Source organism: Desulfotruncus alcoholivorax DSM 16058 (assembly GCF_000430885.1).
Lineage (GTDB): Bacteria > Bacillota > Desulfotomaculia > Desulfotomaculales > Desulfallaceae > Desulfotruncus > Desulfotruncus alcoholivorax.
Window position 1 is genome coordinate 1 of the sequence record NZ_AUMW01000033.1, and the last position, 14580, is coordinate 14580.

Below are 14580 nucleotides of genomic sequence, written 5' to 3' on the forward strand. Positions count from 1 at the left end.
TGTTTTCCGTACTAAAAGGTCATCTAAGTATGGATCGCTTAACTAAACGGGGTATAGATAAAGCTTTTACCGATATTATGATTTGCCTGATTACATACCTGGCTGGAACTCTTGTTCAGATTAAAACTGGCTCTCTAGCTAATGTTGCGTAATTATTTTTAACTGGTTTACCGGTGTATAACTGAAATTGGGTTTCTTTGTGCCTTTTTGCCAAAAGCTTTATTCTAATTTGATTATTTAGAGCGTTTTAATGGAAATTTTTAAAGTAAATCCCCGGTATTTTGGTGTTGTCACTTGTTATCTGTTATAATTTTTGAATTTTGCAATTGGCTCTTATTTACACAACATTCAAGCCCTCTTAAAAAACGTCTGCTATATTTGCTTTAGTAATATTTTATATGCAATAAAAAAAGGAGGACAAGGTAAGTGGAAAGGAGATTCAAGGTTTTAGGTTTATTGATTGGCATCGCTTTGTTAATGTCTGTCGTTGCGGGCTGTGGAGGCAATAGTGCCAACCAGCAAAGCGAGCAGTCCCGGGGACAGGAACAACAAAGCGGCGGTTCAAAAGGTTCCATTACAGCGGTAGGTTCATCAGCACTGCAGCCCCTGGTGGAAGAAGCTGCCAAACAGTTCATGTCCAGTAATCCCGAAGCGCAAATTGTTGTGCAGGGCGGCGGTAGTGGTACGGGTCTTAGTCAGGTTGCGTCCGGAGCGTCTAACATAGGTAACTCGGACGTGTTTGCGGAAGAAAAGCTTACCCCTGAGGAAGCCTCCCAACTGGTTGACCACAAGGTTTGCGTGGTCGGCATGGCTGCGGTGGTCAATCCTGATGTAAAAGTGGACAATGTTACCCAGCAGCAGCTGATTGATATTTTCACCGGTAAAATAACTAACTGGAAAGACGTGGGCGGAGCAGACGTAAAAGTGCAGCTGGTCAACCGGCCCAGCAGTTCGGGCACCAGGGCTACTTTTAAGGCCTTTGCTCTAAAAGGTGCTGAAGAAGCCAAAGGTATTGAACAGGACTCTTCCGGTACAGTACGTAAAATCATTAGCGAAACTCCCGGTGCCATTGGGTACTTGGCCCTGTCTTACCTGGACGGCAGTGTTACCCCTCTGAAATTGGACGGTGTTGAACCCACCAAGGAGAATATCGTAACCGGTAAATACCCGGTATGGGCATACGAGCATATGTATACCAAGGGCGATGCCACTGGTTTGGCCAAAGACTTCCTCGATTATATGCTATCAGATAACGTTCAAAAATCACTGGTGGTCGATCTCGGCTATATTCCTTCCACCGATATGCAAATTGAGCGTGATGCCAAGGGCAATATCACCCAAAAATAAGTAAAGTAAGTTATAATAGCATAATTACGGCGAGGTGTCGTGAAGGTTAAGCCCCAACATCACCTCGCCTGTTTTGCGTGTTTGAGGCCTATTAGCTTCACTTCCCGTAATGACAGACTTCCAAAGGAGTTGGCTTAATGAATAAGAAATCGTTTTACGACAGAGCCGGCCTGTGCCTGACAATGTTATGTGCGGCCTTTGTTATTGTGCTTACCATGTCCATCATTTATTATATCGGATCTAAGGGGTTATCTACTTTTACCAGCCATGGAGTAAGCCTGCGGGAGTTTTTATTCAGCGACCAATGGCGGCCGGACCGCCCGCCGGGAGAAGGGGGGCCACAGGTTGGTTCACTGGCTTTTATTACCGGTTCTATAGCAGTATCCTTGTTATCAGTAGGTATCAGCGCGCCCCTGGGTGTGATTGTGGCAGTTTTTATTGTAGAAATTGCTCCCGGCTGGGGACAGCGGGTGCTGCAGCCTGCAGTTGAACTGCTGGCCGGCATACCCTCGGTAGTATACGGCTATATTGGCCTTAGCCTGCTTGTACCTTTGATCAGGTCTTTATTTGGAGGTGGGGGCTTTAGCCTGATGGCTGGTTTTCTAGTTTTATCTGTAATGATTCTGCCAACCATTATCAGCGTTTCCACGGACACCCTGCGTGCGCAGCCCGCGGAATGGAAACACGCTTCTTATGCCCTGGGAGCTACCCGCTGGCAGACTATCCGCATGGCCATGCTTCCTGCTGCCCGCTCCGGCCTTATTACTGCGGTGGTACTGGGCATGGCCAGGGCCTTCGGTGAGGCCCTGGCGGTTCAAATGGTTATTGGAAATACGAGGGAAATACCTGCTTCTGTTTTAAGTCCCATGATAACGCTCACCAGTGCCATAACTATGGATATGGGGTCCACCGTTCAGGGCGGCACCTGGAACAATGCTCTATGGTCGATGGGATTGCTGCTGCTGTTGATGTCTTTATTCTTTATTTTAATTATCCGGTTTGCGGTGAGGAGGGGGGCGGTCTAATGAATGCAAAGTCAAAGAATAATCTGGCCACAATCACGTTCTGGGTAGGCGCCGGTTTAGTTCTGTTAATTTTGGGAACCCTCCTGGGGTATATTTTTTACCACGGGCTAAAGTCTATTGACTGGCATTTTATCACTTCACCGCCTGAAACAATTCGTGCCGGTGGGGGCATCGGTCCGCAGATTTTTAATTCCTTTTACATTTTATTCTTAACCATGCTCATATCTATTCCCATTGGCCTTTTGGCGGGTATCTACCTGGCGGAATATGCCGGTCGCAGTCAACTGGCCGAGGGGGTGCGGATCGCCATTGAAACTTTGACCTCCCTGCCTTCTATAGTTGTCGGCCTTTTTGGCTTGCTTGTCTTCGTAAACGCTACGGGTTGGGGTTATTCGATCATGTCCGGAGCGCTGGCTTTAACGGTTTTCAACCTGCCCTTCCTGGTAAGGGTTTGTGAGGAATCCATTCGGGGTGTTTCCAGGGAACTGGTGGAGGGCAGTCTGGCACTGGGAGCCACCCACTGGGAGACTATCTGGCGCATTATTGTGCCCTGCGCTTTTCCCAGCCTGGTCACCGGTATTATCATTACTTCAGGGAGGGTATTTGGTGAGGCGGCGGCTCTGCTTTATACCGCGGGAATGAGCAGCCCCCCGCTGGATTTTTCAAATTGGAATATATTTAGCCCTACCTCACCATTAAACCCTTTCAGGCCGGCGGAAACACTGGCCGTGCATATCTGGAAGGTCAATTCGGAAGGCCTTATTCCTGACTTAAGGCGGGTTGCGGATGGTTCGGCGGCGATGCTGGTATTGATTGTGTTATCTTTTAATTTTTGTGCCCGCTGGCTGGGCAGGTTGATTCAAAAGCGACTCACTGCGGCGTGAACTATTATTTATATGTGTTTGGTAAAGGAGCTAAAAAAATGGCTAGAGAGTCTTTTCATGAACAACTTAATAAGTTGAGAAACGATATTTTGCTGATGGGCAAAATGGTGGGAAACGCTATTGAATTGTCGATCGCTGCTTTAAAGCGCCAGGACTTGGATCTGGCTGAACAAGTGGTAATGGATGATGAAAAGATTGACCGGCTGGAGCTGGAAATAGAACGCGGGTGTTTGTCACTGCTGGCTTTACAGCAACCCATGGCCCGTGACCTCAGATTCATTGGCACAGCTTTGAAAATTAACACCGACTTGGAAAGGATGGGCGATTACGCCTGCAACATTGCTAAAGTGGTGCTGTCAATAGGTAAAGAGCCGTTTGTCAAGCCGCTGATAGATATTCCGCTGATGGCCGATCTTGCCCAGGTAATGGTTCGGGAAAACCTGACGGCTTTTGTCAATCAGGATCGTGATCTGGCCCTGAAAGCCGCCATGCATGATCATGAAATTAATAACTACTATACCAAGGTGTTTAACGAACTGCTGGAGTTAATGACCAAGGATGCCAAAAATATCAAGCAAGCTACGTACTTTTTATTTATCGCCAGGTACCTGGAACGTATTGGCGACCACGCCACTAATTTAAGTGAGTGGATTATTTATATGATCACCGGGGAAAGATTGGAGCTTAATGAATCTTGATTTTAAAGTAGAGCCACCCTTGCAACGGGTGGCTCATGAAGTCCGTCATTGCGAGGAGTGAAACAACGTGAGATTACTTCGCTGCGCTCGCAACGACCAAAGGATACGCGGGTTATGATTTTCCTGGTAATAAAAAGTAAAATTCCGACCCCACCCCCGGGGTGCTCTGTACACCCACTGTTCCGCCGTGCAGGTCCACTATGTGTTTTACTATGCTGAGCCCCAAACCGGTCCCACCCATAGCCCTGCTTCTGGTTTTATCCACCCGGTAAAACCTTTCAAAAATTCTATCCAGGTCCGCTGCAGGAATACCAATGCCGTTATCCCGAACCCGGACTATCATGTTTCGGTCTTCCTCTGAAACTACAACTTCTATCCTGCCACCGGTGTGGGTATATTTAATAGCATTATCTATTAGATTTATCAGCACTTGCTCAATCATGTCGCTGTTTACTTCGGTAACCACCGGTTTGTCAGGCAGTATAAGCTTTAGTTCAAGCCCGGCGCTGTCAATTTGCCCATGTAGTTTTGCGGCTGTATCCCGGACTAATTCGTTGATATCCACAGGACTGGTTTTAATTTGCATGTGTTTTGATTCTATTTTTGATAAATCTAAAAGGTCGTGCACCAGGCGGCTTAAACGCGCAGCTTCGTTGTCGATTATCTCGACGAATTCCCGGCAGGTATCCTGCTGGTACATGGCACCGTCCAGCAGTGTCTCAGTAAAACCTTTAATAGCCGTTACCGGTGTTTTTAATTCGTGTGACACGTTATCAACAAATTCCGTGCGAATTCTTTCCAGCTTTCTTATCTGGCTGATATCATGCAGCACTGCAACCACGCCGTCCAGAGCGCCCGACTGGTCCCGAAACGGTGAGACAATGACTTCCAGGATCGCCTCTTCCGGAATGAATATTTTTATTTCCTGCTCAACCACTTGCCCTGTTTGCAATGCTTCATTTATTGCTGAGGATAATTCCGGGTACTTTATCGAAGAGCCGTGGGGTATTTCTGTTCCCTTTTTGACCAAAAACGCCAGGAACTTTTCTGCAGCCGGGTTAACCAGATCTACCCTGCCCAGTTTATCAATAAAAATAACCCCGCTGGACATACTGTCCAGGACTGCCTCGAGCTTGTTCTTACCTTCCGAAATCAGCCGTACTTTCTCTTTAATCGTATTTGCCATTTCTTCAAGTGTCAGGGCCAATTTTCCTATTTCATCATCACTTCTGACCCTGACCCTGCCATCATAATTGCCTTTGGAAATTTGCCTGGCGAATTCAATCAGCTGTTCAACCGGGCCGGTTATCCTTTTACCCAGCGTGAGCCCCACCGGAATAGTAATTAAGACTGCCAGTAAAATAGCTGTCAGCACGTCTGACCATAAACCAAAAAAAGCATGTTTAACTTCCGTTAGGGGCAGCGCTAACCGCATGTAACCTCCATTGCCGCCACTTGCTTTTATGGGCACGGCAACGTACATCATATCGGTGTTAAGGGTGCTGCTGTGGCGAATGGCGGTCCCGGAACCTTTTTTCCCGGCCGCCTGAACTTCAGGCCGGTTAAGGTGATTCTCCATGCTGGTGGGATCTCTCTCGGAATCACCAAGCACAACTCCCCTGCTATCAATGATAGTTGCCCTGGCCTGGACATCTTTGCTGATTTGCCTGGCCAACTGTTCAAGGCCGTTTGCATCTAAAGTGCCGGTTTCTTCCGCTACAAGCTTGGAGGCTAGCAGGGCTTGTGCGGTGAGCCTTTTTTCGAGGTTTTGATAAAAATAATCTTCCAGGGAATTTAAAAGATAAGTTCCCAGGATCAGCATGGAGAGAATGACCACGGCGATGTATGAGGCTGTTATCTTCCAGCGCAAACGTTTAAAGATCATCAGCAGGGCTGCCTACTCTCCTTTAAATTTGTAACCCACACCCCGCACTGTTTTAATGTAAACCGGATTTTTGGGGTTGGCTTCAATTTTTTCGCGCAGGTGGCTGATATGAACATCGACAATCCTGGTATCTCCGTCATAAGTATAGTCCCAAATGTGGTTGAGCAGGATGTCCCTGGTCATTACCTTGCCTGCATTTCTGACTAAAAAATGAAGTAAATCAAATTCTTTGGGTGTGAGCTCAACAAGCTGCCCGTTGACCTTTACCTCGTATCTCTCCGAATCAATGGTCAGGGTTCCAATTTTTATTTCTTCTTCTTGCTGGCCTGTGTCTTCACGGGTTGAAGTTCTCCTTAAAACCGCCTTAACCCGGGCCACCAGTTCCCTGGGGCTGAACGGCTTGGTGATATAATCGTCTGCTCCCAGTTCCAGGCCCAGCACTCGATCTATTTCTTGATCCTTTGCCGTTAACATAATCACGGCTACCGGCAATCCTTCCCTGCGCACGCGCCGGCAGACTTCAAGGCCGTCAATTCCGGGCAGCATTAAGTCAAGTATCACCAAATCCGGCCGTTCTGTAGTAATCTTTTTTAACGCATCGTTGCCGTCGTACGCTTCTAGAGTGATAAAACCCTCTTTGCCCAGGTTAAATGTCACCAGTCTGACGATAGATTTTTCGTCATCAACCACCAATACTTTATGCGACATAAAATATCCTCCGACAAATGTAATCCTGAAGAACCCCGCCTATTTCACAATGCTTTTGCATTTCTTACTTTTCTTCATCACTTAATCTGCCCCTTTTCAAAAAAATTCGGTGTTGGATACCGGACTTTCCTACGTCATTATAAAATTTGGCCCCTGTAAAACAAAAATGGGCAGGGGCAAGGAATCAAAAATTACTTTAAATTGGATATTTAACACCGGGTTTTCTCCCTTTTCAATTTTAAGTTGCTACCAATGACCAGGGAACTTTAAACCTTGAGTTTTATTACGACGTTTTGTTTGTATTTCCTTTAATAGGGGCGTGCTTTTGTCTTGCGAGCGCAGCGCAGCAATGAAAAAATACCTCAAGCCCCTTAATATGTAGATGTATACAGTACCGCCCCGGGCTAAATCCGGGGGTTCATTCTGCTCATATTTTCTTTTTCTTCCTGATTAATCGCCTAAACTATATAACACTTTTGATCAATGGTTTAAATTTTTAAATTAATATTTTATTTAGGGCAAATTATTGACATAAGTTCAAAACGGGCATATTATAGCATTATAAACGTGTGATCAAAATAATTGGAGGGAGTTCTATGCGAAGGATTATGTGTGTTTCTTGTGGTAAAAGCGTCATGGTTGACAGCTGCACGGGCCAAAGCTGCAGGGATATGAGGTGCCCCGACTGCGGTGGCAGGATGGTCAGGGATCATTCAGCCGGTGCTTTAAGTGCCATGGGAAACCAAAGCGTTGCTGGTGGAAAACAAAATAATACATTTACCTTTGGAAACGGCAGGGGTAATGCAGGCCGTGGAATGAATGGGGGCCGGGGGATGAATCAAGGTTGCGGGCGCAGGGGCTGCCGCGGGAGGGCGGTTTAAATGAGAATTGCCGTTAGCTCTACCGGTCCCAACGCAACAGAACCGGCAGAAGAACGCTTGGGCCGCTGTAATTGTTTTTTGGTCTTTGACGAAGCAGAAAACCTGTTGGAAGTAATAACCAACGATGCCGCATCCAGTGCTGCTGAAGGGGCCGGAATCAAGAGCGTTCAGACTTTAATTAAACATAAGGTGGATGTGGTGCTGACCGGCAGAGTGGGACCAAAGGCCATGAACGCTATCATGGCGGGCGGTTTGTCTGTGTATACCGGTGTCTCCGGTACAGTCGCCCAAAGCTTGAAAAGCTATCTAAAAGGTGAACTGCAGCCGCTGTTGGCACCTAATTCCGCAGCTCATGCCGGTCAAGTTCCCCGGGAGCGGGCGGGAAGATGAAAATCACTGTGGCCAGCGGTAAAGGCGGGACGGGTAAAACCACGGTTGCGGTTGGCATGGCCCTGGCACTGCAAGCAGATGGCAACCGGGTCACTTTTTTGGACTGTGATGTAGAGGAACCAAACGGGCATATTTTTATCAAACCTGATATTCAAAAAAATGAAGATGTTTTTATTGATGTGCCGGAAATTAATCTGGAAAAATGCGATTTTTGCGGGAAATGCTCTGAAATATGCGCGTTTAATGCCCTGCTGGTTGCCGGTGAGAGTGTCGTGGTTTTCCACGAATTATGCCACGGGTGCGGCGGTTGCAATTATTTTTGCCCTAAGGGTGCGGTAACCCTTATCCCTAAAAAAATCGGCACTATTGAAATGGGGACGGCGGCAGAGGGGCTCAATTTTGCTCATGGACAGTTGGAAATTGGCGTACCTTTAAGCCCGCCTCTGGTGGATGCGGTAAAAAAGAAACAGAATGGGGGCATCACCATAATTGATGCCCCTCCAGGGACCTCATGTCCAGCTGTCCATACAGTGCGGGAAACAGATTTTTGCCTTCTGGTTACTGAACCCACCCCCTTTGGATTAAATGACTTGGCTTTGGCCGTTGAGATGACCAGGGCACTGGATGTACCGTGCGGAATACTGGTTAATCGTGCCAGGGAGGGGTGGGACATAATCGATAAATACTGCAAACAAAATAACCTGAAAATTTTAATGAAAATACCATTAAGCCGTGAAATCGCCGGAGCTTATTCCAAAGGGATACCCCTGACATTCCTGGATAAGGAATGGGGGGTTGCTTTTAGGCGTCTTTTCCGGGATATCAGGGAGATGGTTGAGAGTGAAAGAAATAACCGTCATCAGTGGTAAAGGCGGGACCGGAAAGACAAGCATAACCGCTTCCTTTGCAGTTCTGGCCCAAAACCACGTCATGGCGGACTGTGATGTGGATGCCGCAAATCTTCACATATTACTGTCCCCGGAGATTAAAGCAAAGCATAATTTCTGGGGTATGCCCAAAGTTGAAATTGATGCTGAAAAATGCAGCGGCTGCGGTATTTGTGAGGATTTATGCCGTTACGGGGCTATCAAGGACGGCGCGGTTAACAGCATGGAATGTGAGGGCTGCCGGGTGTGCTACCATGCCTGCCCCGAAAAAGCTATACGTTTGGTGGAGAGCCTTGCTGGAGAGTATTATATCTCCAAGACCCGCTTTGGCCCGTTTGTCCACGCCCGGTTGGGGGTAGCCCAGGAAAATTCCGGCAAACTTGTGGCAGAAGTGCGCCGCCAGGCGCGTGAGCTGGCCCAAAAGGAAGGGCGGGATTTGATTATAACTGACGGCCCGCCTGGTATCGGCTGTCCGGTGATTTCATCGCTGGGCGGCACGGACCTTGCCGTCGTGGTGGTTGAGCCTACGATTTCATCCATTCATGACCTGGACAGGGTATTGAAATTGACAGAGCATTTTAATGTAAAAACTGCCGTTTGTATCAATAAGTGGGATCTCAATCTCCGAAACAGCAGCACCATAGAAGAAGCTTGCCTCAATATGAATATTCCCGTTATCGGCAGAATCGGCTATGATATCACTTTTATGGCAGCAGTGATGGAAAGAAAGCCGGTTATCCAGATGACAAGTTCGGTAGTGGATAATATTGTTTCCCTCTGGCATAATGCAGAGGGAATATTGAATAGTTGAAGGGGAGAGAAAAATGGCGGAAAACGAAAAATGCGATTCCTGTAATCAGAAAACAGAGGGATGTACACCCGACAAATGTGGCATTGACATTTTACCCCAAAACGATTATACCGAAATAAAACACGTTATAGCCGTCATGAGCGGCAAGGGTGGGGTGGGGAAATCATCAGTTTCAGCGCTTTTAGCATTAAGCCTGGCCCGCAGGGGCTACCGGGTGGGGATTTTAGACGCTGATATCACCGGCCCCAGCATTCCCAAAATGTTTGGTATCAGTGCCCGCCCGCTGCATGATGAAAATGTGCTTTACGCTGCGATGTCGGGGTCAGGGATAAAAATCATGTCACTGAACCTGCTGCTGGAAAACGAGGACCAGCCTGTGATCTGGCGTGGCCCGATTATCGCCGGTGCCGTAAAACAGTTTTGGACCGACGTTGCCTGGGGTAAAATTGATTTTATGATTGTGGACCTTCCTCCCGGTACGGGCGATGTGCCCCTTACCGTAATGCAATCGCTGCCTCTGGACGGGATCGTGGTAGTAACTTCACCACAGGATCTGGCCAATATGGTGGTTAGGAAAGCCGTTAACATGGCCAATCATATGAATATTCCCCTGCTGGGGTTTGTGGAGAATATGAGCTACCTGCGCTGCCCGGACTGCGGCAAGGAAATTAAAATTTTTGGAGAAAGCAGGTCAACCTCCCTGGCGACCTCCATGGGCCTGCGCTTATTAGAAAAACTGCCGGTCGACCCTGAGCTGGCCGGGCTCTGCGATGCCGGTCAGGTGGAGAACTACGGGGCGGAACTGTTTAAAGACTTTGAGCACTTGGTCTTAAAGAAACCAAATACCAATATTTGTTGATAACCAGAAGCTGTGCAAACCCCTTCTATTGGAAGGGGTTTTGATATGTTCAGCACATGTCGTTGCGAGGATTGAAACGAGGTGGCAATCTGAACATCATGGAAAAGGGGACGCACCTATCCATGATTTTTAATTTTAAAAGCGGTTTTTTATCGATTTATGTCTTTTATGTGATATTATTATTTTATGGAATATCCTGGCCCTTTGGCTGTAGACAGGCTAAGTCTGGAACAGCCATTTATCATGTCCGGCAATAGCAGGCGAAATTGGTGGTTATAATAAAGCTATTGCGCAATTTGAATTCCGGAGGTGGGAAAGTGGGAAATAAAATAACGGGCTGGGCAGTGTGGTTCTTGGTTTTGGTATTATCGGCCTTTATTGTGCCATATCAATTTTTGTCCGGAATTCCAAAGGTATACGGGGCTTTTTTATACTGGGGACTTTTTGCGCTGGCCGCAATGATCAGCGTCGGTATTATTACCGCCAGATGGAGGGAGTAAGTCTTGAATTCATATTATATTTACCTGGCCATTGGGTTGTATTTTATTCTTGGAACCATCGTGGCTGTTTATGCCCGCAGGGGAATGGGGCGGGGCATGGCCGACTTTTTTTTGGCCAACCGGGCCGTTAACGGTGTCGTTGCCGCGCTTACCTACAGCGCCACTACCTACAGCGCCTTTATGATGGTTGGGCTGGCCGGGTTTACCTACATCGGCGGCGTGGGCGCCTGGGGCTTTGAACTGATTTATTTATCCGGCCTGGTGCTGGTGGCCTTCTTTGGCCCAAGGTTCTGGCTGGCGGGTAAGAAATATAACTATATCACGCCTGCCGAACTGCTGGGCGACCGTTACCAGAGCAGGGCCGTTCAGGTGATCACAGCCATAACCTCAATTATTTTCCTTATTCCATATAGCGCGGTGCAGCTCATCGGGATAGGCACCCTGGTGGAGGGTATGTCCAAAGGTGCGATTCCGTTTATGGCCGGTTTAATCATTGCCACTGTGGTTACAGTCGTGTGGGCATTTATGGGTGGGATGAGGGCCGTGGCCTGGACGGACTCCCTGCAGGCTTTGATTATGATCACAATATCCACCCTTTCGGTTGTGTTTATTATCCACCGTGCTTTCGGTGACGTGGGGACAATGTTCGGCCTGCTGGAAAAGAATTATCCCGGCTGGCTTACAGTCCCGGGCCCTGGCTTTTTTAGTTTTAATACCTTTCTCGGGCTCAGTCTGCCCTGGTTTTTCTTTTCTCTGTCCAACCCGCAGGTCAGCCAGCGCTTGTTTATACCGCGGTCCCTTACTCATATGAGAATTATGGTGATGGGGTTCTTATGCTTTGGTTTTGTTTATACCCTAATTTCAATTCTTTGGGGCTTTTCCGCGCGTTTGTTGGTTCCCGGTCTGGCCAATGGCGACCTGGCTACACCGGCTTTATTGTCCATGAATGTTATACCGCCAGTAATAGCCCTGCTGGTGATGATAGGGATTACTGCCGCGGCCATATCGACAATTAACTCAATTGTGCTGACCCTTTCCTCCATGATCTCCCAGGACGTGATTAAGCAGATCATACCTGCTGTTGAAGAGAATAACCTGCTGTTAACAGGCAGAATTTTTGTGTTTCTCTTTACGCTGGGGGCATTTGTTTTTGCCACTATGCGTCTTGGCCTGATCGCAGTGCTGTCAGTGGCTTCCTCCGCCGGGCTGCTGGTAACCGTGCCGGCCATCTTCGGCGCGTTTTTCTGGAAGAGGGGCACTGCCGCTGCCGTAGTTGTAAGTATCCTGGCGGGTGGCACAGCCGCCCTGTTATTTCAATTCGCCAACATCAAGCCGCTGGGCTTGGGGACTGGTGTTTGGAGCGGGATCATTTCCGCGGTGCTGTTTATTGTCGTGAGCCGGTTCACCGTGCCGCCTGAGGCCAAAGCAGAAGAATTCATGAGTTATATTGACGGCGCGCTAAAGGAAAAGAATGCCATATAATAGCATCAATATATATGCAACAAACATGAAGAAAAAATACATGGGAGGGAAGCTTATGCCCCGAAAAGCAGTTATTGTGGTAGACATGCTGAACGACTTTGTTACGGGTTGTTTAAAATGCGAAAGGTCTTCCAGAATTATAGCTCCGCTAAAAAAACTAATAGAAACCGCACGGGTGAAAGGTATTCCTGTGATTTATTCCAATGACGCCCACTACAAAGGGCTGGATAAAGAACTTGAGCACTGGGGCGACCACGCCATTGCCGGCACCGAAGGAGCTGAAGTGATCGAAGAGCTGAAGCCGGAGCCCGGAGACTATATTGTGCCCAAAAGGAGATACAGCGGCTTTTTCCAAACCGGCTTACAGCTTTTATTGACCGAGCTGGGCGTGGATACGCTGATTATCACCGGCCTGCATTGCCACATGTGTGTGCGCCATACAACGGCGGATGCTTTTCAGTGGGGCTATAAAATTATGGTTCCCAGCGATGCTACTGACGCCTTTACGGAAGAGGATTATCAGATGGGGATGAAATATTTAGTCGATGTTTACGGGGCGGATGTAAAAACTGTAGACGAAATACTTGAGTCATTATAAACCACAACAGCATAAGGGACGGGATGATATGCTCAGGGTTTCAGGGATTAAACTGTCCCTGGATGAAGATAAGCCATTAATTAGAGAAAAATTGGCCAGAAAATTAAAGGTCAAAGAAAGTGACATAATTCGGTATGAGATTTTCCGGCAATCAATTGACGCCAGGAAAAGCGAAATGATTTATTTTGTATATACCGTTGATGTGGAACTGAAAAACGAGGGGGCCTTTGACAAAAAACTGCCGGGCCAAGATGTTTCAGCGGCGCCTGAGAAAGAATATGTCTATGTCCGCCCGGGTGAGGAGGCTCTGGCCCACCGCCCGGTGATCGTCGGAACAGGCCCCGCAGGGCTTTTTGCCGGGTTATTGCTGGCCCGGATGGGTTACAGGCCGCTGCTGCTGGAACGAGGCGCCGATGTGGATACGCGTGCCAGGGCCGTCCGGTCTTTCTGGCAGACCGGCCAATTGGATACCGAATGCAACGTCCAGTTTGGGGAAGGCGGGGCCGGGACCTTTTCCGACGGTAAACTAACCACCTTGATTAAGGACAAAAGGTGTGGCTTTGTGACCCGGGAAATGGTTTTGGCCGGCGCCCCCGGGGATATTATTTATTCCTACAAGCCTCATATCGGCACCGATATACTGAGGACGGTAGTCAAAAACATCCGCCGCCGGATTCTGGACCTGGGCGGCGAAGTCAGGTTCAACAGCAAGGTAACCGATCTGATAATCCGTAATAATCAAATCAAGGGCTTAATTGTTAACGGCAGCGAAGAAATTAAAGCACAAGCGGTGGTGCTGGCCGTCGGGCACAGCGCCAGGGATACTTTTGCCATGCTTTATGACAGGGGGTTGGTAATTACCCCCAAGTCTTTTTCCATCGGGGTAAGAGTTGAACATCCCCAGGAGCTGATAGACACCGCGCAATACAAAGGTTTTGCCGGGCATCCCAAATTGGGCCCGGCGGAATACAAGCTGGCCTACCATTCGCCGTCCGGAAGATCGGCCTATACTTTTTGCATGTGCCCCGGCGGAACCGTTGTAGCGGCAGCTTCAGAAGAGGGCCATGTGGTCACCAACGGCATGAGCGAATACGCCAGGGACGGCAGGAACGCCAACAGCGCGCTGCTGGTGGGGGTTAACCCGGGTGATTTCGGCAGTGACCACCCGCTGGCCGGGGTTGAGTTCCAGAGGAAATGGGAAAGCCGGGCTTTTATTTTGGGCGGCCGGGATTACAGCGCACCGGTTCAACTGGTGGGGGATTTTCTGGCCGGCAGGCCTTCGTCTGCCATTGGGACGGTGGAGCCGACCTATACCCGAAAGGTGGTGCCCTCAGACCTGACAAAATGCCTGCCTGGTTATGTAACAGACACTTTAAAGGAAGCAATACTGCATTTTGACCGCAAATTAAAGGGGTTTGCCCTGCCGGACGCGGTGCTGACCGGGGTTGAAACAAGGAGTTCGTCCCCGGTTAGAATATTAAGGGATGAACACTGCCAATCTAATATTGCCGGGCTTTACCCGGCCGGTGAAGGCCCCGGTTATGCCGGGGGAATAATTTCATCAGCTGTCGACGGTATGAGGGTGGCAGAATACATAGCACTAAAGTATAAACCTGGTGGTTGAT

Annotated in this window: 15 protein-coding genes; 13 read left to right on the forward strand and 2 right to left on the reverse strand. The window is 48.4% G+C overall.

Going from position 1 to position 14580, the window contains the following annotated elements:
• Nucleotides 1-426: 426 nt before the first annotated feature.
• From H569_RS0114610 to phoU, 4 genes are all read left to right on the forward strand, one after another.
• On the forward strand, nucleotides 427-1347 hold the full coding sequence (locus tag H569_RS0114610) for a phosphate ABC transporter substrate-binding protein (RefSeq protein ID WP_027365599.1): 921 nt from the start codon (nucleotides 427-429) through the stop codon (nucleotides 1345-1347).
• Between the two features lie 137 nt (nucleotides 1348-1484).
• On the forward strand, nucleotides 1485-2372 hold the full coding sequence (pstC, locus tag H569_RS0114615; RefSeq protein ID WP_027365600.1) for a phosphate ABC transporter permease subunit PstC: 888 nt from the start codon (nucleotides 1485-1487) through the stop codon (nucleotides 2370-2372).
• Nucleotides 2372-3256 (forward strand): phosphate ABC transporter permease PstA, encoded by an 885-nt coding sequence (gene pstA, locus H569_RS0114620; protein WP_027365601.1) that lies wholly within the window; start codon nucleotides 2372-2374, stop codon nucleotides 3254-3256. The genes pstC and pstA overlap by 1 nt, the downstream gene beginning before the upstream one ends.
• Before the next feature lie 38 nt (nucleotides 3257-3294).
• On the forward strand, nucleotides 3295-3954 hold the full coding sequence (gene phoU / locus H569_RS0114625) for a phosphate signaling complex protein PhoU (RefSeq protein WP_027365602.1): 660 nt from the start codon (nucleotides 3295-3297) through the stop codon (nucleotides 3952-3954).
• A gap of 112 nt (nucleotides 3955-4066) precedes the next feature.
• On the opposite strand, the gene pnpS is transcribed toward phoU, so the two are convergent.
• Entirely contained in the window at nucleotides 4067-5839 is a 1773-nt protein-coding gene (pnpS, locus tag H569_RS0114630) for a two-component system histidine kinase PnpS (RefSeq protein WP_034630839.1), read from the reverse strand.
• 12 nt (nucleotides 5840-5851) lie between these two features.
• A complete protein-coding gene (locus H569_RS0114635; protein WP_027365604.1) occupies nucleotides 5852-6547 on the reverse strand; it encodes a response regulator transcription factor in 696 nt (231 codons plus the stop codon).
• Between the two features lie 596 nt (nucleotides 6548-7143).
• Here H569_RS0114635 and H569_RS0114645 point away from each other — a divergent pair.
• From H569_RS0114645 to H569_RS0114690, 9 genes are all read left to right on the forward strand, one after another.
• Nucleotides 7144-7428, forward strand: a complete 285-nt coding sequence (locus H569_RS0114645; protein ID WP_027365605.1) for a hypothetical protein — start codon at nucleotides 7144-7146, stop codon at nucleotides 7426-7428.
• A complete protein-coding gene (locus H569_RS20525) occupies nucleotides 7429-7818 on the forward strand; it encodes a NifB/NifX family molybdenum-iron cluster-binding protein (protein ID WP_051273682.1) in 390 nt (129 codons plus the stop codon).
• Complete coding sequence (locus H569_RS0114655; protein ID WP_027365606.1) at nucleotides 7815-8687, forward strand: P-loop NTPase; 873 nt, start codon at nucleotides 7815-7817, stop codon at nucleotides 8685-8687. Before H569_RS20525 ends, H569_RS0114655 begins: the two co-directional genes overlap by 4 nt.
• Nucleotides 8659-9516: an ATP-binding protein gene (locus tag H569_RS0114660; protein ID WP_027365607.1), complete on the forward strand. Its 858-nt coding sequence runs from the start codon at nucleotides 8659-8661 to the stop codon at nucleotides 9514-9516. Before H569_RS0114655 ends, H569_RS0114660 begins: the two co-directional genes overlap by 29 nt.
• Nucleotides 9517-9529: 13 nt before the next feature.
• Nucleotides 9530-10375 carry an Mrp/NBP35 family ATP-binding protein gene (locus H569_RS0114665; protein WP_027365608.1) on the forward strand — a complete coding sequence of 282 codons (846 nt, stop codon included), beginning with the start codon at nucleotides 9530-9532 and terminating at the stop codon, nucleotides 10373-10375.
• 317 nt (nucleotides 10376-10692) lie between these two features.
• On the forward strand, nucleotides 10693-10875 hold the full coding sequence (locus tag H569_RS20530; RefSeq protein ID WP_081411051.1) for a hypothetical protein: 183 nt from the start codon (nucleotides 10693-10695) through the stop codon (nucleotides 10873-10875).
• 3 nt (nucleotides 10876-10878) lie between these two features.
• A complete protein-coding gene (locus H569_RS0114680) occupies nucleotides 10879-12357 on the forward strand; it encodes a sodium:solute symporter family protein (protein WP_027365609.1) in 1479 nt (492 codons plus the stop codon).
• A gap of 55 nt (nucleotides 12358-12412) precedes the next feature.
• Nucleotides 12413-12955: a cysteine hydrolase family protein gene (locus H569_RS0114685; RefSeq protein WP_027365610.1), complete on the forward strand. Its 543-nt coding sequence runs from the start codon at nucleotides 12413-12415 to the stop codon at nucleotides 12953-12955.
• 28 nt (nucleotides 12956-12983) lie between these two features.
• Nucleotides 12984-14579 (forward strand): NAD(P)/FAD-dependent oxidoreductase, encoded by a 1596-nt coding sequence (locus tag H569_RS0114690; protein ID WP_027365611.1) that lies wholly within the window; start codon nucleotides 12984-12986, stop codon nucleotides 14577-14579.
• The last annotated feature ends 1 nt before the right edge of the window (nucleotide 14580 follow it).